We start from the raw sequence: 22,167 nt of genomic DNA on the forward strand, positions 1-22,167 counted from the left end.
TCCATGCGGCGTTGTTTTTTACTTGCCGTAATGCTCCAACACGGTCAGCACGTACATCGCGTGCGACCAAGTCAGCGGCACGACCCAGCCCGGGCCGCCGTGATCCTTGTCGACTTGCTCCGGCAAGAGGCCGGTCGCCGTCTGGTTGTCGAGCACCCATTCGAGCACTTCTTGCACGGTTTCACCGTCGTTGCGGCGGTTGGCGTCCAATCCCAGCCACAGCGTGCAAAGTACCCACGGATTGCCTCCTGCGTAGTGGTCGTCCTCGTAGCGGCGAATGCCGCCGACGCCCTTCTGCGTGCAGAGTTCGCGCACCGCTTGCGCCGTCGCCGTCACAGACGGATGTTCCGCGTCAAACAGCGCGAACGGGTACGACATTCCAAGCAAGGAAGCATCTACAATTGTATCATAGTCTGCAACGAAACGGTCATAGCCATGCTCGTCTTGGACGGTGTGCACGCCGAGTCCCGCTTCCTTGCGCTTGTTGTATTCGTGCTCCGGGACAAAGAGGTTAACGCCGCGGTACCAGCTTTGTTTCTCCACGTTGAACAGCTTCTCGACTTCGCCGCGGATCGTTTCCGCCGCGGAGGTATACCGCGAAGCTTGCTCCCCGTGTCCGAGATGTTTCGCGGCATCCGCGACGGCAAACAGCGACGCCGCCACCGCAGCAGACGAGTAGGTGTGTTGCGCGAATCGCTCTTCCCACAAGTCCATGCTCGCTTTGGGCATGCCGTTCTCCGCCAACGTCGCCAGCAGATGTTCCGCCCCGCGCTCCATCGACGGGTAGCAGACTTTGAGGAACTCTTCGTCGCCGGTGATCAGGAAGTGCTGCCACATGCCCCAGAGGATCGAAGCCGGTTCGTCCGCTTGGTAGCCCCACGCCGGCGCGAGGTCGCCGTTCATGTAGTGACGGTGATCCCACGAGCCGTCCGCGTCTTGCGCTTTCATCGCCCACTCGTAAAACTTGCGGCCGATGTCGTGGTAGCCCGCCATGTCGATCGCCGTGGTGATGTAGCCCGCGTCGCGTCCCCAGCAATAGCCGTAGCCGCCGCACTTCGTGTAGAACGGGTCGAATTCCGGCGCCGCGATCAAGCCGCCGTACACCGCGTCCGCCATCAGCGAGAAGACGAGCAGCGAACGACGGTACATCGTATCGACGCCCTCGATGCCCGTGGCAATCCGGCGTCCGCGCGCGAGGAAGTCGGCCGCCGCTTGCTCTGCCTGTTTGCGCAGCCCGTCCGCGCCGATAACGCGCGCGGACGTGAGCGCCGCCGCCGCTTCGTCACGGTTGTGACCGAACGCGATGAAGATCGGGAACTGCACGGTCTCCCCCGGCTGCAAGGTCGCCGTGAACACTTGCGCGCCGTCGGAACCGAGCGTCGTCGCCGGGCCGCTGTAGCCGTTCAATCGGCGGTTGTGCAAGCTCTGCGCCACGTTGCCGACTTGGAAGCCGAACGGTCGATCCGCCCCGCCGATCAACGCCCAATACTTGCGGCGGTAGTGGCCGATCGCGTGCGTTTGGTTGTCATAAAGAACCGATTGGTAAATCGGGCTCTCTTCCATATGAAAGTCGGTCGTGTACAGCAGATCGACGTCCAACGCTTCCGACCCGTTGTTGGTCACGTGGTACTGACGCACGATCACGTCCAAATCGGCCGCCGCGAAATCGTACGACACAACGCCGACCGGAAGCCCCGTCGAAGAGTACGTCGTTTCCACCACGTTGGTATCCGGGACATAACGCTGTCCGTGCACAAACGCGCCGCCGTTCAAGACGTGCAGTTCGCCCGCGCCGTTCAGGCGCAGGGCGGCTTGCGTTTTGTTGATATGTTGGGCATAGTCGATGGTCGGCCAGAACGCGCGGACCAGTTCGCCGCTTGCCGTCAAGCAGGCGAGAATGCGTCCGTTGCCGATCACGGAATCGATCAGGTAGGGTTTGGATTGGATATCGGTCATGGTCATCTCCCTTTATGAACTTCGCATAAAAAAAGTCACCCCTCCGTCCAGGGGGAGTGACTCTCGATGCAGATTAGAAAATCGCAACTTCGGTCTCGGCGTTGAAGATGTGGATCTTGTCGATGTCGAGCGCCAGGGTGAAGTTCATGCCCGGCTTGACTTCGCTGCGTGCTGCCACGCGCGCGACCATCGATTGACCCGCCGCTTGCAGGTAGACATAGGACTCCGAGCCGAGGTTCTCGACGACTTCGACGCTTGCGTCCACTTTGGAATCCGGGAAGGTTTCCAAGAAGACCGGCTCGTCGTGGATGTGCTCCGGACGGATGCCGAGGATGACCGTTTTGCCGACGAGACCCGCTTCCTTCAGAGTGGCGGTGCGGCCTTCCGGAAGCTTGACGTTCAGGCCCGGTGCGCGGAAGAACAGCACGCCCGCTTCTTCGGTCAGCTCGCCGCGAATGAAATTCATCGCCGGAGAGCCGATGAAGGACGCGACGAAGACGTTGTTCGGGTGGTTGTAGATCTCTTGCGGCGTGCCGACTTGCTGGATGATGCCGTCCTTCATGACGACGATGCGGTCGCCCATCGTCATCGCTTCGGTCTGGTCATGGGTAACGTAGATGACGGTGGTTTGCAGCCGTTGGTGCAGTTTCGCGATCTCCGCGCGCATCTGTACGCGAAGTTTCGCGTCCAAGTTGGACAGCGGCTCGTCCATGAGGAAGACTTGCGGTTCGCGGACGATGGCGCGGCCGAGCGCCACGCGCTGGCGTTGACCGCCGGAGAGCGCTTTCGGTTTGCGGTCCAGCAGGTGCTCGATGTCGAGAATCTTCGCAGCTTCGCGAACGCGGCGGTCGATTTCTTTCTTGTCGATCTTGCGCAGTTTCAGACCGAACGCCATGTTGTCATAGATGTTCATGTGCGGGTACAGCGCGTAGTTTTGGAAAACCATCGCGATGTCGCGGTCCTTCGGGTGCACGTCGTTGACGACGCGGTCGCCGATCCACAGCTCGCCGTCGGAGATTTCCTCCAGACCTGCGATCATGCGCAGGGTGGTCGATTTGCCGCAGCCGGACGGGCCGACCATGACGACGAATTCCTTGTCCGCAATATCCAAATGGAAGTCCTTCACCGCGACCACATCGCCGGTGTAACGCTTATATACGTGTTTGAGCTCTACTTTTGCCATTGGGAGGTCACTCCTCGCTCCATGTATTTGGTACTTGTAGTGTAGCTCTTAGCGGACATTTCTACCATTGGGCATCTTGAACAAAACCTCTCCTCCGCTTTTGGTCAAGATGCCCGACGCAACGTCAGCGCCATCCACAGCGTCCACGCTTGCAAAGGTTGGCGAACATCGTACCCGGTCAATTCTGCGATGCGGTCGAGGCGGTAGAGCAGTGTGTTGCGGTGGATGTACAGCGAACGGGCGGTGTCGGCCACCTGCTGCCCGTGCTCCAGAAACGCAAACACCGTCTCGCGCAATTCGGATGAAAGCCCGGCAAACACATCCTCCGGCAACACCTCTTGGAGAAATTGCGCTTGGATGTCGGAAGGCAATCCGTGAAACAGCCTCGAAAGCCCGAGTTTGCGGAAGTCGTGCACCCGCTCCTTGCTTCGATAGAGACGTCCGGCGTCGAGCGCAAATTGCGCTTCTCGGCGCGCATCCGGCAACTTGCTCCACGTCTCGACGGGCGCGGAAAAACCGGCGCGAAACAACGAGAACAATTCCGCTCCCAACGTGTCCAACCATCCGGAAAGCTCTTCGGAAAAAAACAAACCTTCCATCATCTCCTGCGTATTCGACGGCTCCAACGTCTCCTTCGCCAAGACACGAGGACGCCCGCTCCCAGGTGTTTCGTTCGTTTCCTGCGCAGGCAAGAGCAGATAGATTCGTTTTTTCCCATCGGTGGCGATGGCGCAGGGCTCGACGCTGACGAGTTCACGTAACATCTCGACAGCGTCAGCCAGATCAGCCGGCTCCCCGCTGGCAGAATCGCGTTCGACGGTGATCACACATGCTCCGGCAGCAGTCTGCCAACCTGATGTTTCCAATGCGTTTGCAAGGACGGCGGGGTCGGGCTCGTCCGCGCCGGATAGCCAGCGTTCGATCACGCCGCGCTCTCCCCCGCGATCCTCAAGCATTAGGTCGAGCAGAGCACCGACGGCGGGCGGCAAGTTTACTTCGGGGACGAGCAGGACAGACTGCCCGTCCAACGGAATCTGCCAGTGCCCGGTACGGCGAAGAGGCCATTCCCCTGCCTGGGAATGGCCTGTTTCGACCGTGCCGTATGGAAGTAAGATTTCCGCCAACTTTTTGTTGTCGAGCATATTCAAACCTCCTGCGACTCGGAGACTTAAGATACGGCAGCTTCCACTCCTTCAGACGGAGAGTTCGAAGACGTGACGAAGCCCATCTTCTCCCATCTGCGGGAACGCCAGCGCCAAAGCATAAACAATCCGCGGAACCACTCGTCGGCGGCAAACGCAATCCACATGCCGAGCAGCCCCATGCCAAAGTGGATGCCGAGCAGATACGAAAGTCCCGCCGAGATGCTCCACATGGACAGGATGCCCATGTAAACGGGAAACTTCGCGTCCCCCGCGGCGCGCAACGACGCGATGACAACGAGGTTAAACGTCCGACCCGGCTCCAAGATCAGCGTCATGAGAATCAACTTCGACCCCAGTTCGATGATTCCTTGGTCGGTGGTGAACAGCCCGAGCAACTGATGGCGGAAGAGCGAGAAGATTCCCGCCATCAGCACTGCGACGACGAGCGCTACTTTGAGGCTTCGCATGCAAGCTTTGTACGCTTCGTTTTTTTGTCCGGCTCCGACGTAGTGTCCGACCATGATCTGCGTCGCTTGCCCGACGGCAATCGAGAACAGGAACACGAACATCATGATGTTTTGCGTGTACACTTTCGTCGTGAGCGCGGCGGTGCCAAGCGAGGAAATGAAGTACGTGATCAACACTTGTGAAGCGTTGTACGACAAGTTTTCGCCCGCAGCCGGCACGCCGATGCGCAAGATGCTCGTGAGCGCATAGCGCGGGAAATGGAGAAGCGCGCGAAACGGCAGGTCGCCGTTGACCCGCTTATAAAGCAAGATCGCGATGGCAATCAACCCGACGGTGCGGGCGAACGCGGTCGACATCGACACCCCGGCGACGCCGAGCACCGGCAGATCAAACGGGCCGAACAACATAAAGTAGTTCCCGACCACGTTGAGGATGTTCATCCCGATCGTCACATACATCGCGTCGCGGGTGAAGCCGTGACTGCGGACGATCGAGCCGATCGTCATCATCACCGCGCCGACGAACGAGAAACCGCCGACGATGTGGATGAATGGCATGGCGAAGTCTTTAAGTTCGGGCGGCAGGCCCATCCAGCGCAAGAACGTATCGCCGAACAGGAACAGCACGCCGCTCATCAGCAAGCCGAAAATCAAGTTGACGGCGATGGCGACGACAGCGACTTCCGACGCTTTTTTCGGTTCTTTGGCTCCGAGAAACTGCGAGACGACAATCCCCGACCCCATCGCGACAAAACCATACAACACGATGACAATACCGAGCAGTTGGTTGGCGACCCCGACAGCCGCGACGGCATTGTCGGAGAAGCGGCTGAGCATCAGCGTGTCGGCGTTGCCCATCAACATCTGCAGGGTAATCTCAATAAAAATCGGCCAGGTCAGCGCAAACAACGAAAACTTGCGCACCGTTTCTCCTGTTTTCGTCAAGAATCTCAACCTTTCTAGGTCCGAAGTAAGGCAACCCCAGTATACACGGAATTTGTCACATCGGGTATCTGCATTCGCTATTTCCCCGGAAATATGTCGAAGAAAAAAGCCACCCAGAAGGTGACTTGTCGGATACTTGCTTATGATCCTATGCGCGGTCTGCGCGGGTCAATGCCGCAAATTTTTCCTCGTCCAAGCCGAGGATCAAGTTCCCGTCATGTTTGACGATCGGGCGTTTGACCAGCGTGGGTTCGGTGGCGATCAGTTCGGCGAGAGATTGCTCGTCCATCGCGTAGAGTTCGTCCTTGCGCTCTTGGTACACCGGCGAGTTCGGGCGGAGCAGGTCTTGGACGGTCAGCCCGAGGGTGCGGGAAATTTCAAGGATTTCGGCGGCGGTGAGCATGTTTTCTTCCAAATTGCGCTCGACCGTTTCCGTGTTGGCAAAAATCTCGCGGGTCTTTTTGCTCTTGGAGCAGGTCGGGTGGTAGATGACTTCGATCAAGGGCAGGGCCTCCTCTTGGTTATTCTGCAGGAACTTCGAGTACAATTTTGCGATGGCGCTGGAGAAGTTCTTGAGCAATGACTTCTTCTTCGTCGGTGAAACCGAGATGGACGATTTCTTCGATGGCGGAGTGGTTGAAGACGAAAGTTTTCTCCGGGTTGATGAACCCCTCCGGATAGGGTACCCCGACATAGTCGAATTGTTCGCCGGTTTCTTCTTTGTTCAGGCAGCGTCCGTAGATCATCAGGCGCTTGGTGCCGCGGTGCAGGCGGACGAGAGTGCCAAGCGGTAGGTAGTCGGTTTCGAGTTGTTGGGTCATGGGAGTGCAGCTCCTTTTTAGTAGTCTTCTTCGATGTAAAGATCAGGGTGACGACGGATGAGGATGTAGCGGTAGATCATGACGACCGCGAAGGCCATCCACACAAGGCTCATGAGATACAAGATACCGACTCCAAGCAGCGCCCCTTGCCAGTGGAAGAACGAATAAACAACATGGCCTACCAATACGCCAATCGAGCTGAAGCTGACTATTAGTTTATAGTTGACTCCCCCATCAAAAAAAGTGCCCCGTTTGACTTTCCCTACAACGTAAGAGCAGGTTGCAACCAGCCCTAATAGTACCCCTACAACGAAAACAATCCCGTAGAATGGCGAATGCAAATTCTGTCCCGAGTAGAGAAACTTCTGAATCAATACAAGATAGCCAACAGAAGCAAAGGCAGCAAATACGCCTAAATACAAGCGAGAGGCAATCTGACGTTTCTTGGGATTGATGATGATCCAGAGGGCGAAGAGATGTAGCAGAATGATGGGCGGCACCAAGAGATTGCGGTAGAGTTCTACATAAGGATCTGCATAAATAAACAGCAACATTAAGATGTCCACAAAAAACACCAAAAAGAAAATTACGGCACCACGCAAAGAGGAGAGAGGGAGCGAATGATTTAGAAACTCAGACAGCGAACTGATATCCACTGTGCTGGAGTTGAGAGATTTGACAAGGTCGTTCGCTTCTTTTTTGCTGATATCAAAAAACTTGGCAAGTTCATCAGCGTCTCGTTTTTTCATGTCAATACCCTCCTTGGTAATACATATAGCTTCCTGGAGGATACACGCTGCTTTGCACATCCCAGCCACACTTTGTCAAATTACCGACTGAGTCGATCGCTTCCTCCAAACCGTCTTTCATATGATCGCCGATCGATTTGCCATTCACATAAGTTCCGTCGGTTATCAATGAGCAGAAATACCCGACAGCGAAACCTCCAACGGCTCCAAGCAACGTGCCAATCGGGCCTCCAATCGCTGTCCCGATCGCAGCACCGGTATACGTCGCTGCTGCCATCGAAACTGCACCAACTCCGACATCTACAGTGGCTTCCGCGACAATATGACTCGTGCTCTTGCCCTCTTGAATGTTTTCATAGAGATGAGTCCCTGTATCAACCGCGATGCTTGCATATCCCATAGCTGTGCCGAATCCTTTGATATCTTTCATGGCTTGCATCGTGACAACTCTAGGTTCTGCAACTGTCATCGCCTGTCGATAATTTGGAGATTTGGGCGTGTAAGTACCATGCCCTTCGATACCTTTCAATTGCGGATTATTGATTTCATAAAAAGTACCTTTCTTTAATTTATAACGTTTGGCACCATACCCTTTCTTGTAATCTGCGTACCCATTAGCAACATCCTTCAAGCCCCCTGCGTTAGCAACCGTTTTCGAGAAACCTACCAAAGGAGCCGACCAGTCGATATTGAAAGCTTCATCATACGATTTGAAACAATGCAAATTCTCCACCATACCCGAGAGATCGTTAAAGGAGTCCTCGGCACTTTTGTTCGCTTGGAATTCAATCGTTTGCGATTCGGCAACGAGCGCAGCGCGGCGATTCAGGTAATAATGAAGATCGCTTCGATAGGAAGCTCTCCGTTCCGGATCATCGGTGCTGTTGATGCAATGATGCAGATAGTCGATCTCTCCTTGCAAACTCTCCGACTGTTGAATCAAGCTGTTCACCTGATCCAACTGTCCCGCCAACGCATTCAACGTCCCGGCGATTTTTTCAAAAATCGTTCCTGCTGTCCGCAGATCTTCGAACATGACATCGGACACAGCCGAAAAACGGAGCGCCGCGGTACCCTTCCATTCCTCCATCGTCTGGGTCTGATGCCCCTTCAACCGCGTCACTTTCGCGGCAAAATCTTGAGAAGCCCCGCCAAAGCGATAGGCGCCGTTTCGAATCGCATACGTGTCTGAGATACGTGTCATCACATCCAACCCCCAACAACACAACCAGTAATCTAACTTGAATATAGCAAAATTTTACCTATTTAGGAACTCCTATAAAAACACTGTTCAAAAAAATACCCCGCTGCAACAGCGAGGAACGTTAGCGAAATTTAGTAAGATCGGCGCTTTCTCCTTTTCCTTTTTGAAGTCTTCGCGGCGTTTGACAGCCCCGCCGCAGCTTCCATGATCCACTCCGGGTTCTGCCGCATCCACTTGTACTCCCGAAAATTCGTAAGCGCCGTCGTCTGTAAACAGAACGTCAAGAAGAGATACGCTCCCGCAAACCATCCGTACATCCCCCCCCCCCCAAAACACCGTGCGCCCCAAAAACGACAAGGCCCGCAGCGTAGAGGTACTTACGGTATGTTTCAGCCCCTCGCCAACGCCAAACCCACAGGAGCACATACACCCCTCCGGCGAGGTAGCAATACCACAGCGTCCTCATCCCTTGCAAATCATAGACAAGCTTCATCGTGAGGATCAGGTACCCTGCCGAAGCAACCGCCCCCAATATCCCTTGGAACAACTTGGCTCCCACCCGCTGGCGACCTGCCGTCATGTACAAGCCGATCCCCAAAACGTGCAAGACAACCAGCGCCGGCACCGTCAACCAAAAGCAGAAATAGGTAAACGGAGCCCAGATCACCACCGGAAGCCACGAAAGATCCAGCAGCAACAGCACCGTCACGAGAACAGTCCGCTGCGCACCGGGATCATAAGCAAAACGAAGCCGCTTCGCAACGCTCGGCATCCCTTCCTCCCCAGGCTCGGATTCCGCCTTCGCCCAAGGTCTGCCAAACCTCACATACTCCGGATGCTGCCTCATCAGCCGATAGCGGAACACTTCCGCCGCCGCATCCGTCATGAGAAACCCGACGCCCCAGAACATATCCAGCACCAGCTCGATACCCGGATTCCCTACCCACTGATACATCAAGAGCTGTGCCAACATCCCGGCACCGATATACAAATGGATCCCTCGGTACGGAAATGCCTCAAAGCTCCGTCCCTCTTTGTAGAGTTTGCTCGTGTACGCTCTCCGCACATGCCCGCGATAGATCCAATAAACACCGCCCGCATACCAGAGCAAACTCACCACCGAGTAGTGCGGAAACGGAACATCAATGAAGTAATAGTTGAATTTCTGCTCCAACACCCAAATTCCGTATACCGCCACAAACCCATACAATCCGTTAAACAACGTGTACAGTTCCTTGCGCTCCCGATGCATCCACAGCCAGATCGCAAATGCGTGCAGCAATACGATCGGCGGAAGTAACAGATCCAGATACAACCGCGCCACCGGCTGGATAAACAACAGAGGAACCAAGAGGAGATCCATTGTCCACACGACCAACAGCAGCGGAAGATGCGGTTTGATGTCTTCTCGTTTCTGAAGGTATCCCGCCAAGTACCCCGATTGAATTTTCTTCTCCGCCAAAACCTTCCCCCCATACCCCAAACTTTCTGTCTCGAATATGTATAATCTAGCAAAATCGGGCATAGACTTCTAGCAACAGACTACATAAGGGAGTGCAGCCCAATGAAAAAACCTCAATCGAAAAATGCCCTCATTCTCGCGTTCATCCAAAACCGCATCTGCGAAAACACCCTGCGTCAATCCTTGAAACAAGCCCGATAACGCCACTCTGCCCGCAAGCAAAAAAAGAACACCAACTGCTCATTTAAGCAGCTTGGTGTTCTTTTTTGTCTGCCGCGCGTTGGTGCGAGGAATTCGAGCGCGCGGAGTCCGGACGGCATGTGCGTGCCTGATTATTTTTTGATCAAACCGATTTCGACCAGACGTTGGTGCAGGAAGCCGCCGGCGGTGATCGCCGGGTACTTCTGCGGGTTCTCTTCCGTCACGCAGGACGGGATGACGTCGAGCACGCAAGAGGAGTACGGGTGGACGAAGAACGGCATGGAATAGCGCGAGGTGTTCTCCCCCTTCGGATTGACGACGCGGTGCGTGGTCGCCGGAATCACTTCGTTGGTGATGCGGGAGAGCATGTCGCCGGCATCGACGATGATTTGGTTCTCTTCCGCTTCGACCGGCAGCCATTCGCCGTCGCGGGTCAGCAGTTCCAGACCCGAAGCGGTCGCCGAGCACAGCAGGGTGATCAAGTTGATGTCTTCATGTTCCGCAGCGCGCACCGCTTCCGGGTCCATGTGCGGCTCAAGCGGCGGGTAGTGGATCATGCGCAGGACGGAGTTGCCTTCGTGAATCATGTCGGAGAAGAAGTTTTGACGCAGATCGAAGTGAATCGTCAGCGCTTCCAGCATGTTGCGGGCAACGCGCTCGAGTTCACGGTAGAAGGAAAGCGAGTCTTTGCGGAAGTTCGGAATCTCTTCCGGCCAGACGTTCTCCGGGTAGTCTTCATAAAGAGCATGGCCTTTGGGAAGCTCTTGGCCGACGTGCCAGAATTCCTTGAGGTCGCCGACGGTGCGGTTTTTTGCGTGTTCTTTGCCAAATCCGGTGTATCCGCGTTGGCCGCCGGAGATTTGACCGTACTTGTTCTTGCTCTCAAGGTCGAGACCGAACAGGTTCTCGATGTTGGTGTAGTTTTGGTTGATCAGACTCGGGTCGATCCCGTGACCTTCGAGGATAATGAAACCGCAATCCATCAGACCGGCTGCGAATTCTTCGGCGAAACGACGGCGTTCTTCCGCCTTGCCGTGGGTGAAATCTTTCAAGTTTAAGGTGCGGATAATCGTCTTGCTCATGGCGGCCTCCTTAGCTGTAAGCGCTTACGATTGGTTTCGTTGTTTCTTTTCCATTAATAATGTAGCACGGCGGGAAGAGGTCTGACAACTGACCTCTTGCAAAAAAAGTAGGACTTGCATTTGCGAGGTTTCGTTGTTATACTAAGTTTTGTGTTTTTACCTTGCTCCTATACAGGGGCCAACAGTCCAAAAGGAGGGCTAACGATGAGAGCCTATGAAACTATGCTGGTCCTGAAAGCGGACCTCGAAGAAGCTGCTCGCGATGCAGCCATCGAGAAATACGAAGGCGTCGTTGCGAAGGAAGGCGGCACTGTTCTTCCGACCACGAAGCTCGGCAAACGCCGTCTCGCTTACGAGATCAACAAGAACCGTGAAGGGTTCTACGCGCTGCTGAACTTCGAAGCGAACACCACGACTCCGGCTGAACTTGAGCGCCTGCTCAAGATCGACGAGAACGTACTTCGCTACCTGACCACCGTCAAAGAACAGTAATCCCAAATTCCGGAACAACGAGGAGGAACGAATCATGGCTGAACAACGTGAACAACGCGAACATCGTGAACCGCGCGGCGGCTTCAACAAGAAGCGTCGTGGCAAGCGCCGCAAAGTCTGCAACTTCTGCGTCGACAAAGTAAACCACATCGACTACAAAGACATCGGCCGTCTTGGCCGTTACGTTTCTGAGCGTGGCAAAATCCTGCCGCGCCGCATCACCGGCAACTGCGCAGCTCACCAGCGCGCTGTAACCGTCGCGATCAAGAACGCTCGCGTCGTAGCTCTGATGCCGTACACCAGCGAAGTCTAAGATGTGAATTGGAAAGAGGAAGTGGCTTACGGGTCACTTCCTTTTTTTATAGGCTCACCCTCAGAACTTGTCGCTCCTTGTCGTAATGTGTAGTTGGGGGGATGAAGAGATGACAAACATCGATTTGTTGAAGGATACAGTTGGGAAAACGTTACGAACCGCGATGGGAGAGCTTGGATGCCCGGACCTGCCGATGGGGTTGTTTTCGGACAAGCAGGTTGCGTTTTTACGTGAAGGAATTCAAGATTTGCCGGCAGACGACCTCGAATTGGAACGCCTGCTGATCGAAGGAGCCGCGAACGGGAAAGTGATTCGTTCCGGGCAGACTCCGTTGGGGCAGAATTTGTTTACCGTTCGGTTTCGTGTGAAGAACGTCGCATGTGTGATGACGTTTGCGTACTACCGCGACGAATGGGCGCTGCATCATATTGAAGCGTTGCAGACGCGCTTTCGAGAGTGGAACCGCTTGCTGTTTGGCGGGGTGATCGGCTCGGTTCTGACCGCCGTGGTCACGTTCGTGTTCTGGGGGACCGGCTCTGGGGATCTGGTCGCAGAAGCGAAGGCGAAAGGCTATGTCGTGATGACTGAGCAGCAGTACGAAGAGAATCTGGGTGGTAAAGAGGCGACTCCGGCTGCGGGCGCTTCAGCGGGTGCAGATGCGAAAGCTCCGGCGAAAGAGGCCGGTTCGACTGCGAAGACCGCCGAGACGCTGGAGTTCACGCTGGGCGATGGCGCGCCGCTGGATGATCTGCTCAGTTTCATGAAGGACAAAGGGTTGATCGACGATAAAGCGGCGTTCAGTCAGGCATTGACGGAGCGCGGGATTGATACGCAGATCAAGCCGAAGACATACGCGTTTAAGAAAGGGATGTCGCAGGAGGAGCTTTTTTCAGTGCTCCAGAATTGAGGCATCACCGAGTTTGGGAAACCGCCGTTGAATGCGAAACGGCGGTTTTTTGGCAACTGTTTATAACAAATCGAGTGTTGCTGCACGTGTAAATTCTCTGCTAGTATTAGGGCACAGGGTGACTCTCTCCACCCGAATTGGAAGTTTCGCATCGATACGTCCCGCCTGTACGGGGGCTGTTTTTCACCACCAACACGTCAAGGGAGAGATTGCTACCATGTTTGCCGCCGACAACTCACAACAAAAACCGACCACGGAAGACTTGCTCTACCACCTCATCGGCATGGTGTCCCAGCTTCAAACGGACATGACACAAGTGAAGGCGGACATCCAGCGCCTCGACCACAAGCTCAACGTCGTTCAAGTCGAAGTGGCAGCGCTGCGCGAGGAGTTTACGGAAGTCCGGATGTCGATGGTCACCAAAAGCCAGTTGGCTTCCATCTTGAACTAATCTCTTCACACGCATCAACACGCATCAAAATAGCAAAGGCACAAGACCCCGCCGGGACTTGTGCCTTTTTGCGCATCATTCCCCTTCCCCTGTCGCATACTACCCTCAATAGAATGGAAAATTGAGGAGGATTTGCCGTGCCTGTGATCGCTGGAGTCGGAACCGCCGTTCCTCCGCACCTCATCACCCAAAACCAATGCCGGGACTTCGCTCGCCGACTGTTCGGCGGAGCGTTTCGCGACATCGACCGTTTGTTGGCCGTCTTCGAATCGGCGCAGATCGAAACCCGCCACTTCGCCGCCCCCATCGAGTGGTTTGAAGCGTCTCACTCCTTTGCGGAAAAAAACACCCTCTACCTCACTCACGCCGTCAAGCTCGCCGCCGAAGCCATCCGCGCCTGCTTGCAAAAAACCAACCTCGCCCCGGAGGACATCGACCACCTCGTGTTCGTCTCCTCCACCGGCATCGCAACCCCGAGCCTCGACGCCCATCTCTTCAACGAGCTCGGCCTGCGCCAAAACCTCAAGCGCACGCCGATCTGGGGACTCGGCTGCGCAGGCGGCACCGCCGGTCTCGCGCGCGGGTATGATCTCGCCCTCGCCCACCCGGGCGAAACCGTTCTGGTCTGCGCCCTCGAACTCTGCGGCCTCACGTTCCTGCACGGCGATCGCTCCAAGAGCAATTTGATCGCCACGTCCCTGTTCGCCGACGGGTGCGCCGCCGTCCTGCTCTTGGGAGACGACGCCGCCCGACAACACCCTGAGCTCGCCGAAAACGCCCCCCGCATCCTCGGCAGCGCCTCCACGATCTGGCCGGACACGATGGACGTCATGGGCTGGGATGTGCAAGAAGAAGGCCTCAAAGTCGTGTTCTCCAAAGACATCCCGTCGATCGTCGAATCGAAGATCCGCCCGCAGATCGAGCGCTTTCTGCAAGACCAACAGCTCAGCCGCGCCGACCTGCGCGCGTTCATCGCCCACCCCGGCGGCATGAAAGTCCTGCAAGCGTACCAAGAAGCGCTGGACTTGCCGGACGAGTTGCTCCACTACTCGCGCACGATCTTGCGCACGCACGGCAACATGTCGTCTTGCACCGTGCTGTTCGTGCTCGCGCAAGAACTGCAAAAACCCCATCAACCGGGAGAGCACGGCCTCGCCCTCTCGCTTGGCCCCGGCTTCTCCTGTGAGCAGGTGTTGCTCCAATGGTAAACTGGTTTCTTCTCATCGTCGCGTTGGTGGTCGCCCAACGCCTCGGCGAACTGCAACTCGCCAAACGCAACGCCCACTACATGCGCGCCCTCGGCGGGTATGAAGTCGGAGCGCAACATTACAGATGGATCGTGCTGTTGCACGTCGCGTTTTTTCTGTCGTTAACGGGCGAAGTGCTGGAGCGCGGGCGGTTGGACCAGCCGCCGTACTTCGCGCCGTTTGCATTGTTTATGCTCGCCCAAGTGTTACGGCTCTGGATTTTGCGCTCGCTCGGGAAGTTTTGGAACACGCGCATCTTCGTGTTGCCCGGAAGCGAACCGGTGTGCCGGGGGCCGTACCGCTTCATGAGGCATCCGAACTACACCGTAGTCGCGTTGGAACTGTTCGCCCTGCCGCTCGCCTTTGGAGCCCCCGTGACCGCCTTCGTATTCTCCTTCCTGAACGCCGTCGTCTTGCGCGTGCGGATTCGGACGGAAGAGCGGGCGCTGGCGGAAGTGACTGCCTACGGCGAGCAGATGGGCGCCCTGCCGCGCTTTCACCCCTTCGGCAAACGCTAAACAACGAACCCATGCCAAAAAAGCCGCCCGGCGCACGGCACGGACGGCTTTTTTGCTGGAGGTTACTCTTCGCCTTCCGCCGGCGCCGCTTCGACGGCGATGGAATAGGCGTCAAGCAGGGATTCGAGCACATACGGCTCCGGGATGCCGACGAGCTCTTGGTGCTCGCCTTCCCCTTCGACCTTCATGAGCAGCGTGTCATCCTCGTTGACGAGCAGGACGTAACTTTGGTCGTTCATCTCCAAAAGCGCTTCCACGCCAAACTCGCGCTGTTGTCCCTGCGGGTCTTGAACCACGATCACATCTCGCATCATCGTCAACACCTCCCACGACTAGAGTGCCCGAAAAGGAGCTTGTCACTCGTGAAGCGTTAGGCGGCGACGCGCTTCGAAGCCCAAAAGCCTGCCGCCGATGTGGCGATGACCGAGACGATATGAAAGCTGTACGTCGGCAACGACAACGGTTCCACCCAAGCGGCGACGAGGTTCTCCTCTAGAATCATCGAGCAGCCCGTCCACGTCAGCACGGCGACGCCCGCGAACATCAGCCACGGGAAGCGCGTCAGCAAGCGCACGATCATCCCGCTGCCCCAGAGGATGCACGGAATCGAAACCAAGATACCGAACAGCAACAGCATCATGTTGCCTTTGGAAATCCCGACGATCGCCAACACGTTGTCCACCGACACCACCAAATCGGCCATCACGATCACATACACCGCTTGCATCAAACCGCCGCCCCGGCGCATGTCCTTCATCTGTTCATGATCGCCGAGCAACTTGAACGCGATGTAGAGCAAGAAGAGGCCGCCGATCAACTTTAGAAACGGCGTGCTGAGCAGCACCACCGCCACCAGCGACAATACGATGCGCAAGCCCACCGCGCCCATCGTGCCCCAAAAAATCGCGTTCTGACGCAGTTTGTCCGGAAGATGACGAGTCGCCAAGCCGATCACCAGCGCGTTGTCCACCGACAGGATCGCGGAGACCAGCAGAATTTCCAAGCCGAGAAACAGTTCTTGCACCGACTCTCCACCCCCCAAGGAAGTTGTCCTCTGTTCTTACACTATTCGGGGAAAGAGCGGAACATGCGGATCGCATAGTCGCACCAGTCAATCCATGTCTGGATGAAACGCATGCCGAAGTCGAGCGTCAGCGTTTCGCCGATCAACTCATACGACGGCGGCGCGTCCGCAGACCCGAGGTGGAGTTCTCCCCACTGTTTCATGGCGTTCAGCACTTCGACGTGCGTCTGCCGCGATGCTTCCAGGTACTGAACGGCTTGATCTGGCGGGATCAGATGAAACAGCGAGACGCGCAAGAGAGTTTCGTTTTTCATGCTGGGCGGTTTCGGGGGTTCCGCCATCCAGCCGAGCAAGTCTTGCAGGCCGTGGTCGGTGAGGGTGTAGACTTTTTTGTCGGGACGTTCGTGCTGTTGCACGAGGTCATACGAGACGAGCCCTTCCTTCTCCAGCTTTTGAAGCTCGCGGTAGATCTGGGTGTGGTGCGCGTTCCAAAAGTGGGAGATGTGGCTGTGGAACTTTTGGGTCAAATCATAGCCGGTGAGATGTTCTTTGGAAAGCAGGCCGAGAACGGCGTAGCGCAGTGCCATGCAGAATCCCCTTTATTATTTATGTATACAAACATTATACAAATCCATTGCGAAGCTGTCACATCAATGCTAAGATAGTATTGCCTTTCAATATGTGACTATACACATAGTACATCAGATGAGGAGAGGGTGGAACCAGCGCATGAATTTTTTGACCCGTATTTCGTTGAAGAATCCGGTGGCGATCTTTATCTTGTCTTTTTTGCTGATCGTCGGCGGTCTCTTCTCGTTCCAGTCGCTGAAAGTCGACCTGCTGCCCAACATCGAGTTCCCGCAGTTGTCGATTTCGGCGGTCTATCCGGGCGCATCGCCTGAAGATGTGGATCGGCAGGTCACCAGTGTTTTAGAGAAACAACTGAAAACCGTCGAGGGCGTTGACAAAATGTCCTCGCAGTCATTTGAATCGATGGCGTTGATCCAGTTGGAGTTCCCGATCGGGACGAAGATGGACGACGTCACGCAACAGGTGGAAACGCTTCTGCGCAACGCCCAGTTGCCGGAGAAGGTCGAGCCGAAAGTGGAACGGTTTTCGTTCGGTTCGTTCCCGGTGCTCAACGCCGCCGTTTTTGCCAAGGACGGGCAGAACGCGCAGCAAGTGCTTGCGGACGACATCCAGCCGGAACTGGAGAAGATCCCGGGCGTAAACTCCGTCTCGGTCGGCGGGACGGAATCGCAACTCGTCAACATCCAAGTCAACAAGTCCGAAGCGCTCAAGCGCGGGCTCACGCTGTCCAAGATTCAAGACGCGATCAAAAGCAAGTTCGTCTCGATGCCCGCCGGGTCGGTGGTCAACGATTCGATTCTGATCCCGATTCGCGTGGAAGAGCAACTGGCGACAGTTGCCGATCTGGAGAATCTCAAACTCGACGTGCAGGGCGCAACGTCCGCTCCGACGGCAACGGCCGGCGGCATGCCGGGCGCGGGCGCCGGTCAGCAAGCTCCGGCCCCTGTCTTGCTCAAAGACATCGCGACGATCAAAACCGAAACGGCGCGTCCGGAAATCACGCGCTTCAATGACAAGGTCGCCATCGCCCTGGCGATCACCAAGAAGCAAGACGCCAACACCGTCAGCGTGGTCGACCAATCGTACACGGTCCTCGACAAGTTCAAAGACAAAATCGACTACTCCATCGTATTCGATCAAGCCGACGGCATCAAGAAGTCGGTCTCGTCCCTGATCCGCGAAGGGTTGCTCGGCGCCCTGTTCGCCTCGCTTGCCGTGCTGTTGTTCCTGCGCAACATCCGCGCGACGATCATCGCCGTGCTCTCGATTCCGCTCTCGCTCTTGGTGTCCTCGATCTTCCTCGCCCAAGCGAACATCACGCTGAACATCATGACGCTCGGCGGCATGGCGGTCGCGGTCGGGCGCGTCGTCGACGACTCTATCGTCGTCATCGAGAATATCTTCCGCCGCTTGAAGCACAACCCGGAAGGCCTCGATAAAAAACAACTCACCCTCGCCGCGACCCGCGAGATGCTCAAAGCGATCACGTCGTCGACGCTGACGACCATCGTGGTGTTCCTCCCGCTCGGGTTTGTCGGCGGCGTCACCGGCGAGTTCTTCCTGCCGTTTGCGTTGACGATCGTCTTCGCCCTGATCGCGTCGCTCGTCGTCTCGATCACGTTGACGCCGGTGCTTGCGAACTTCTCGTTTTCAAAACTTAAACACGAGGAGCGCGAAGGCAAACTGCAAGCATGGTACGGCCGTGTCATCGAAAGCTCGCTGCGCCGCAAGTGGCTGGTCTTCGTCATCTGCATCCCGCTGCTGCTCGGCTCGTTCGCGCTGGCGGGCAAACTCGGCTTCGTGTTCCTGCCAAACGAGAAACAAAAAACGATCATCGCCAACGTCGCACTCCCCGCGTCCACCGTCATCGACAAGACCAACGCCGTGTCGCTCGACGTGGAGAAGATGCTGCGCGAGCGCAAAGACACGATCCAAAGCGTGTTCGTCGGCGTCGGTTCCCGCGACTTCACAACGGGACTGAAGAAGGAAAACACGTTCCAATACTACATCTCCCTGAACGAAACGGCGGACACCACCGCCGAAGTCAAAATCCTGAGCGACAAGATCAAGGAGATCGTCGGCAAAACGTCCGACAAAGCCACGATCACCGTGCAAGAGATGTCGACCGGAGGTCCGCCGACCAACAACAACGTCGACATCGACCTCTACTCCTCCGACCAAGCCAAACTGCAAGAGGCTGCAAACTTGGTGCAAGATCAGATGAAAAAACACCCGGAACTCAGCTACATCAAGTCCAACCTGCAAGACATGCAGCGCCAATGGGTGATCAAGATCGACAACGACAAAGCGACGGCGGCGGGCGTCTCCGGCTACACCGTGCTCGGTCTCACCGCCGACCAAACCCGCCCCGTGTCGATCGGAACGCTGCAACTCGACGGCCAAGACCGCGACGTGCAACTGTCGTATGACAAACCGCTCGCGTCCAAAGCCGAACTCGAAGACCTCACCCTCTTCGGCACGCACGGCCCGGTCAAACTGCGCGACATCGCCTCCGTCCAAGAGGTGGACACCGTCTCCGCCATCCAGAAAAACGACGGCAAAGTGTTCGCCCGCGTCTCTGCGACCGTCGAAGGCAACAACGTGCAAAAAGTGTCGGCCGACGTGCAAAACGATGTAAAAACCAACGTCAAACTGCCGGACGGCGTCTCGCTTATCACAGGCGGCGGCTCCGACGAAACGACCAAGACGTTTGAGCAGCTCGGCCTCGCGATGGGCATTGCCGTCGGTCTTGTCTACCTCGTGATGCTGTTCACGTTCGGGCAAGCGCGCATCCCGTTCGTCATCTTGACCTCGCTGCTGTTCGTCCCGACCGGCGCGCTGATCGGACTCTACCTGACCGGCGAACCGGTCTCGATCTCGGCGATGATCGGCGTCTTGATGCTGATCGGGATCGTCGTCACCAACGCGATCGTCCTCGTCGACCGCGTCGGACAAAACCGCGGGGACGGCATGCCGATTCGCCAAGCGTTGGTCGAAGCGGGCAAAACCCGCCTGCGCCCGATCTTGATGACGGCGTTTGCCACGATCTGCGCCCTGCTCCCGCTGGCGTTCACCGCCGCCGAGGGCAACCTGATCTCGCGCGGCCTCGCCGTCGTCGTCATCGGCGGTTTGACGACCGCGACGCTGCTCACGCTGATCATCGTGCCGGTGATGTACGAACTGTTCTTCCGTCGTCAACACAAACGCGAAACCCAACAGGCACACTAGCAAAAAACGACGCCAAAAAGACGCCCCCGCGTGGAGGCGTCTTTTTTCGTTTAAAGGTGTTTCTCGTCCAGTTCTTGCAAGAACGCATCCAGCCATTCCAGCTCCGCTTGGTGGTGCAGCCATCCGTTTTTGAGGATGTGCAGGGTGCTCCAATGCGCCGGTTCCTCTGTGCGCGAGAGCTCCTGCGCCAGTTGGTCGCGAAGTTTGGCGATGTGCTTGCGGCGTTTGAGCAACGCTTTGCGGATCGCCGCGACCTCTCCGTAGCGGGCAAACAACAGAGCGGGATAGAGCGGGTGAACTTGCACCGACTCGCTTTCGAACTGCTTTTTCAACAGCTCTTGGAAGCGTTCCCGGCCTTGATCGGTGATGCGGTAGACGGTCTTGTCCGGACGTCGGCTGTCGTGGACGACCTCCTTGACCGCGATGTCGCCGCGCTTGAGCAACATCTCGAAGTTGTAGTAGATCGTCCCGATGTTGAGCTTGACCACCCTCTCCATCGTCCGCTCGCGGAGGATTTGCATCACTTCATACGGATGCAAGTCTTCCGAGCAAAGCAGGCCGAGGATCAACAGGGGGACCGGGGTTCGCGCTTCCCTCACATCGATTGGGTTCCCTGTTCTTGCTGTTTAGCCGCTTTGCGTCTGTGGTAGCCCAGTTCCCCGCGGTCTCCTGCCACAAAGCCCAAGATCACACAAACGACCGCAAGGCCCAGAATCGCCCAGAAGATCAGATCCACGCCGTCACTGAGCGCCATTTGCAGCTTGTGATAGAGCTCTTGCGGAATGTTCTGCCGGCCGGCTTCCGAGAAGATCGAGTGCGGGTCTTTGAGCAGAGCGAGTTGCTCCGGCGGCAATTTCGTGCCTTGCAGCGCCGCTTCGGTGGTGTTGGAGATCTTCGTGTTGACGATGATCGAGAGGAAGGAAACGCCCATCGCCATGCCGATGTTGCGGAAGAACGTGATCAACGAAGACGCGATGGAGACTTGGTCTTCGCGGACACAGCCTTGCATCATCGCAATCGGAATCGGGAACAGCGGACCCATGCCGAGGCCCAAAATGACCATCGCCCAAACCACGTAGGAGCTGGAGGTGTCCAGACCCAGTCGGGTCAACATCCACGCTCCGATGATCATGATGATCGAACTGACGATTTGAATCGGGCGGTATGCAAAGCGCTGCATCAACGCGCCGCAAGCCCCCGAGCCGAAGATCAACCCGAACATCATCGGGGTGACCAAATTGCCCGCCTTCGAAGCGGTGCCGCCGATGACCCCTTGAATGAACAGCGGGATGTACGACGAAGCGCCCAGCAAGACTGCCCCCTGGAAAAGCGCGGTGAAGTTCGACGAGACGACTCCGTTGTCGCGGTAGAGATAGAGCGGAATGATCGGGTCTTTCGCCCGCTTTTCCACAGCCAAGAAGACGATCAACAGCACGACGGCGGCCGCCAGCAACGAGATGATCTGCCAAGAGCCCCATTCATACTGACGACCTGCCGTAGCCAGTGCGTACATCAAAGACAAAATCGAAAGAGTAAGCGTGAAAGAACCGAGGTAGTCGATGTGAACTTTCTGAGAGGTATCACGGGTTTTGAGGTTTTTGTAGAGGACGAAGATGACGGCGAAGGAGACCAACCCGATCGGGATGTTGACGTAGAAAATCCAGTGCCAGGAGAGGTAGTCTGTGAAGTAGCCGCCGATGGTCGGGCCGATGGCGGACGAGAGCCCGAAGATCGCGGAGAAGATGCCCTGCATTTTCCCGCGCTGTTCACGAGGGAACAATTCGAACAGCATCGCATACGTGATCGGCATCATCGCGGCGGCGCCAAAGCCTTGCAGCGCGCGATAGCCGATCAATTGCTGCATCGAGTCGGCCGTCCCGGAGAGCAGGGAGCCGAGGATGAACACGAGCACGCCGAACAAGTAGAACTGTTTCTTGCCATAGAGGTCTGCGAGTTTGCCAAAGATCGGGATAAACGTGGTGGAAGTCAGCAAGTACGCGGAGAAGACCCACGAGAAGATGTCCAGACGCCCGAGCTCGGCAACGACCGTCGGCATCGCCGTGGATACGATCGTGTTGTCCAGCGAAGCCATGAACATCCCCAGCGCCATCGCGGTGATGATCAGCCCGCGGTTGGACATTTGCGGTTGACTCATGAAGAAGCCTCCAATCTTATTATTCA

22 protein-coding genes are annotated in these 22,167 nt (G+C 56.5%); 7 read left to right on the plus strand and 15 right to left on the minus strand.

The window, feature by feature from the left end:
* Nucleotides 1–18: 18 nt before the first annotated feature.
* The 10 genes from EL26_RS03265 to EL26_RS03310 all read right to left on the minus strand — a co-directional run bounded on the left by EL26_RS03265 (nucleotide 19) and on the right by EL26_RS03310 (nucleotide 11,215).
* Nucleotides 19–1,956 carry a glycoside hydrolase family 15 protein gene (locus EL26_RS03265; protein WP_052035966.1) on the minus strand — a complete coding sequence of 646 codons (1,938 nt, stop codon included), beginning with the start codon at nucleotides 1,954–1,956 and terminating at the stop codon, nucleotides 19–21.
* A 73-nt stretch (nucleotides 1,957–2,029) separates the two neighbouring features.
* Entirely contained in the window at nucleotides 2,030–3,139 is a 1,110-nt protein-coding gene (locus EL26_RS03270) for an ABC transporter ATP-binding protein (protein ID WP_038084474.1), read from the minus strand.
* Between the two features lie 104 nt (nucleotides 3,140–3,243).
* A complete protein-coding gene (locus EL26_RS03275) occupies nucleotides 3,244–4,281 on the minus strand; it encodes a PucR family transcriptional regulator (RefSeq protein ID WP_038084476.1) in 1,038 nt (345 codons plus the stop codon).
* A gap of 26 nt (nucleotides 4,282–4,307) precedes the next feature.
* On the minus strand, nucleotides 4,308–5,696 hold the full coding sequence (locus EL26_RS03280; protein ID WP_052035935.1) for an MATE family efflux transporter: 1,389 nt from the start codon (nucleotides 5,694–5,696) through the stop codon (nucleotides 4,308–4,310).
* A gap of 148 nt (nucleotides 5,697–5,844) precedes the next feature.
* Nucleotides 5,845–6,198 carry an arsenate reductase family protein gene (locus EL26_RS25300; protein WP_038084478.1) on the minus strand — a complete coding sequence of 118 codons (354 nt, stop codon included), beginning with the start codon at nucleotides 6,196–6,198 and terminating at the stop codon, nucleotides 5,845–5,847.
* 19 nt (nucleotides 6,199–6,217) lie between these two features.
* Nucleotides 6,218–6,517: a DUF4176 domain-containing protein gene (locus tag EL26_RS03290; RefSeq protein ID WP_038084479.1), complete on the minus strand. Its 300-nt coding sequence runs from the start codon at nucleotides 6,515–6,517 to the stop codon at nucleotides 6,218–6,220.
* 17 nt (nucleotides 6,518–6,534) lie between these two features.
* Nucleotides 6,535–7,266, minus strand: a complete 732-nt coding sequence (locus EL26_RS23365) for a hypothetical protein (protein ID WP_052035936.1) — start codon at nucleotides 7,264–7,266, stop codon at nucleotides 6,535–6,537.
* A gap of 1 nt (nucleotide 7,267) precedes the next feature.
* Complete coding sequence (locus tag EL26_RS23370) at nucleotides 7,268–8,470, minus strand: WXG100 family type VII secretion target (RefSeq protein ID WP_052035937.1); 1,203 nt, start codon at nucleotides 8,468–8,470, stop codon at nucleotides 7,268–7,270.
* Between the two features lie 280 nt (nucleotides 8,471–8,750).
* Nucleotides 8,751–9,932: a hypothetical protein gene (locus tag EL26_RS03305; RefSeq protein WP_152559160.1), complete on the minus strand. Its 1,182-nt coding sequence runs from the start codon at nucleotides 9,930–9,932 to the stop codon at nucleotides 8,751–8,753.
* Nucleotides 9,933–10,264: 332 nt separating this feature from the next.
* Nucleotides 10,265–11,215: an isopenicillin N synthase family dioxygenase gene (locus EL26_RS03310; protein ID WP_038084482.1), complete on the minus strand. Its 951-nt coding sequence runs from the start codon at nucleotides 11,213–11,215 to the stop codon at nucleotides 10,265–10,267.
* A 204-nt stretch (nucleotides 11,216–11,419) separates the two neighbouring features.
* On the opposite strand from EL26_RS03310, the gene rpsF reads away from it, so the two are divergent.
* The 6 genes from rpsF (at nucleotide 11,420) to EL26_RS03340 (ending at nucleotide 15,143) form a co-directional block, all read left to right on the plus strand.
* The gene (rpsF, locus tag EL26_RS03315) at nucleotides 11,420–11,707 is read left to right on the plus strand and encodes a 30S ribosomal protein S6 (protein WP_038084484.1); all 288 of its coding nucleotides are present in this window, start codon (nucleotides 11,420–11,422) and stop codon (nucleotides 11,705–11,707) included.
* A gap of 34 nt (nucleotides 11,708–11,741) precedes the next feature.
* Nucleotides 11,742–12,020 (plus strand): 30S ribosomal protein S18, encoded by a 279-nt coding sequence (gene rpsR, locus EL26_RS03320; RefSeq protein ID WP_038084486.1) that lies wholly within the window; start codon nucleotides 11,742–11,744, stop codon nucleotides 12,018–12,020.
* A gap of 109 nt (nucleotides 12,021–12,129) precedes the next feature.
* A complete protein-coding gene (locus tag EL26_RS03325) occupies nucleotides 12,130–12,927 on the plus strand; it encodes an MltG/YceG/YrrL family protein (RefSeq protein WP_038084489.1) in 798 nt (265 codons plus the stop codon).
* Nucleotides 12,928–13,144: 217 nt separating this feature from the next.
* The gene (locus tag EL26_RS03330) at nucleotides 13,145–13,378 is read left to right on the plus strand and encodes a hypothetical protein (protein ID WP_038084490.1); all 234 of its coding nucleotides are present in this window, start codon (nucleotides 13,145–13,147) and stop codon (nucleotides 13,376–13,378) included.
* A 137-nt stretch (nucleotides 13,379–13,515) separates the two neighbouring features.
* Nucleotides 13,516–14,586: a type III polyketide synthase gene (locus EL26_RS03335; RefSeq protein ID WP_038084492.1), complete on the plus strand. Its 1,071-nt coding sequence runs from the start codon at nucleotides 13,516–13,518 to the stop codon at nucleotides 14,584–14,586.
* Complete coding sequence (locus tag EL26_RS03340) at nucleotides 14,580–15,143, plus strand: isoprenylcysteine carboxyl methyltransferase family protein (protein ID WP_038084494.1); 564 nt, start codon at nucleotides 14,580–14,582, stop codon at nucleotides 15,141–15,143. Before EL26_RS03335 ends, EL26_RS03340 begins: the two co-directional genes overlap by 7 nt.
* Nucleotides 15,144–15,205: 62 nt before the next feature.
* On the opposite strand, the gene EL26_RS03345 is transcribed toward EL26_RS03340, so the two are convergent.
* From EL26_RS03345 to EL26_RS03355, 3 genes are read right to left on the minus strand one after another with little or no spacing between them, the layout of a single operon-like run.
* Nucleotides 15,206–15,457: a DUF1292 domain-containing protein gene (locus EL26_RS03345; protein ID WP_038084496.1), complete on the minus strand. Its 252-nt coding sequence runs from the start codon at nucleotides 15,455–15,457 to the stop codon at nucleotides 15,206–15,208.
* A gap of 56 nt (nucleotides 15,458–15,513) precedes the next feature.
* On the minus strand, nucleotides 15,514–16,167 hold the full coding sequence (locus EL26_RS03350) for a YjbE family putative metal transport protein (protein WP_038084498.1): 654 nt from the start codon (nucleotides 16,165–16,167) through the stop codon (nucleotides 15,514–15,516).
* A 41-nt stretch (nucleotides 16,168–16,208) separates the two neighbouring features.
* Complete coding sequence (locus EL26_RS03355; RefSeq protein WP_038084499.1) at nucleotides 16,209–16,754, minus strand: PadR family transcriptional regulator; 546 nt, start codon at nucleotides 16,752–16,754, stop codon at nucleotides 16,209–16,211.
* A 142-nt stretch (nucleotides 16,755–16,896) separates the two neighbouring features.
* Here EL26_RS03355 and EL26_RS03360 point away from each other — a divergent pair, with 142 nt between their 5' ends.
* On the plus strand, nucleotides 16,897–19,986 hold the full coding sequence (locus EL26_RS03360; protein ID WP_038084501.1) for an efflux RND transporter permease subunit: 3,090 nt from the start codon (nucleotides 16,897–16,899) through the stop codon (nucleotides 19,984–19,986).
* Nucleotides 19,987–20,036: 50 nt separating this feature from the next.
* Here EL26_RS03360 and EL26_RS03365 read toward each other — a convergent pair whose 3' ends face one another.
* Together EL26_RS03365 and EL26_RS03370 are read right to left on the minus strand one after the other, a co-directional pair.
* Entirely contained in the window at nucleotides 20,037–20,585 is a 549-nt protein-coding gene (locus EL26_RS03365; RefSeq protein ID WP_052035938.1) for a PadR family transcriptional regulator, read from the minus strand.
* Nucleotides 20,582–22,141, minus strand: coding sequence for an MDR family MFS transporter (locus EL26_RS03370; RefSeq protein WP_038084503.1), 1,560 nt, complete (start codon nucleotides 22,139–22,141; stop codon nucleotides 20,582–20,584). Before EL26_RS03370 ends, EL26_RS03365 begins: the two co-directional genes overlap by 4 nt.
* Nucleotides 22,142–22,167 lie beyond the last annotated feature (26 nt).

Source organism: Tumebacillus flagellatus, assembly GCF_000714935.1.
Lineage (GTDB): Bacteria > Bacillota > Bacilli > Tumebacillales > Tumebacillaceae > Tumebacillus > Tumebacillus flagellatus.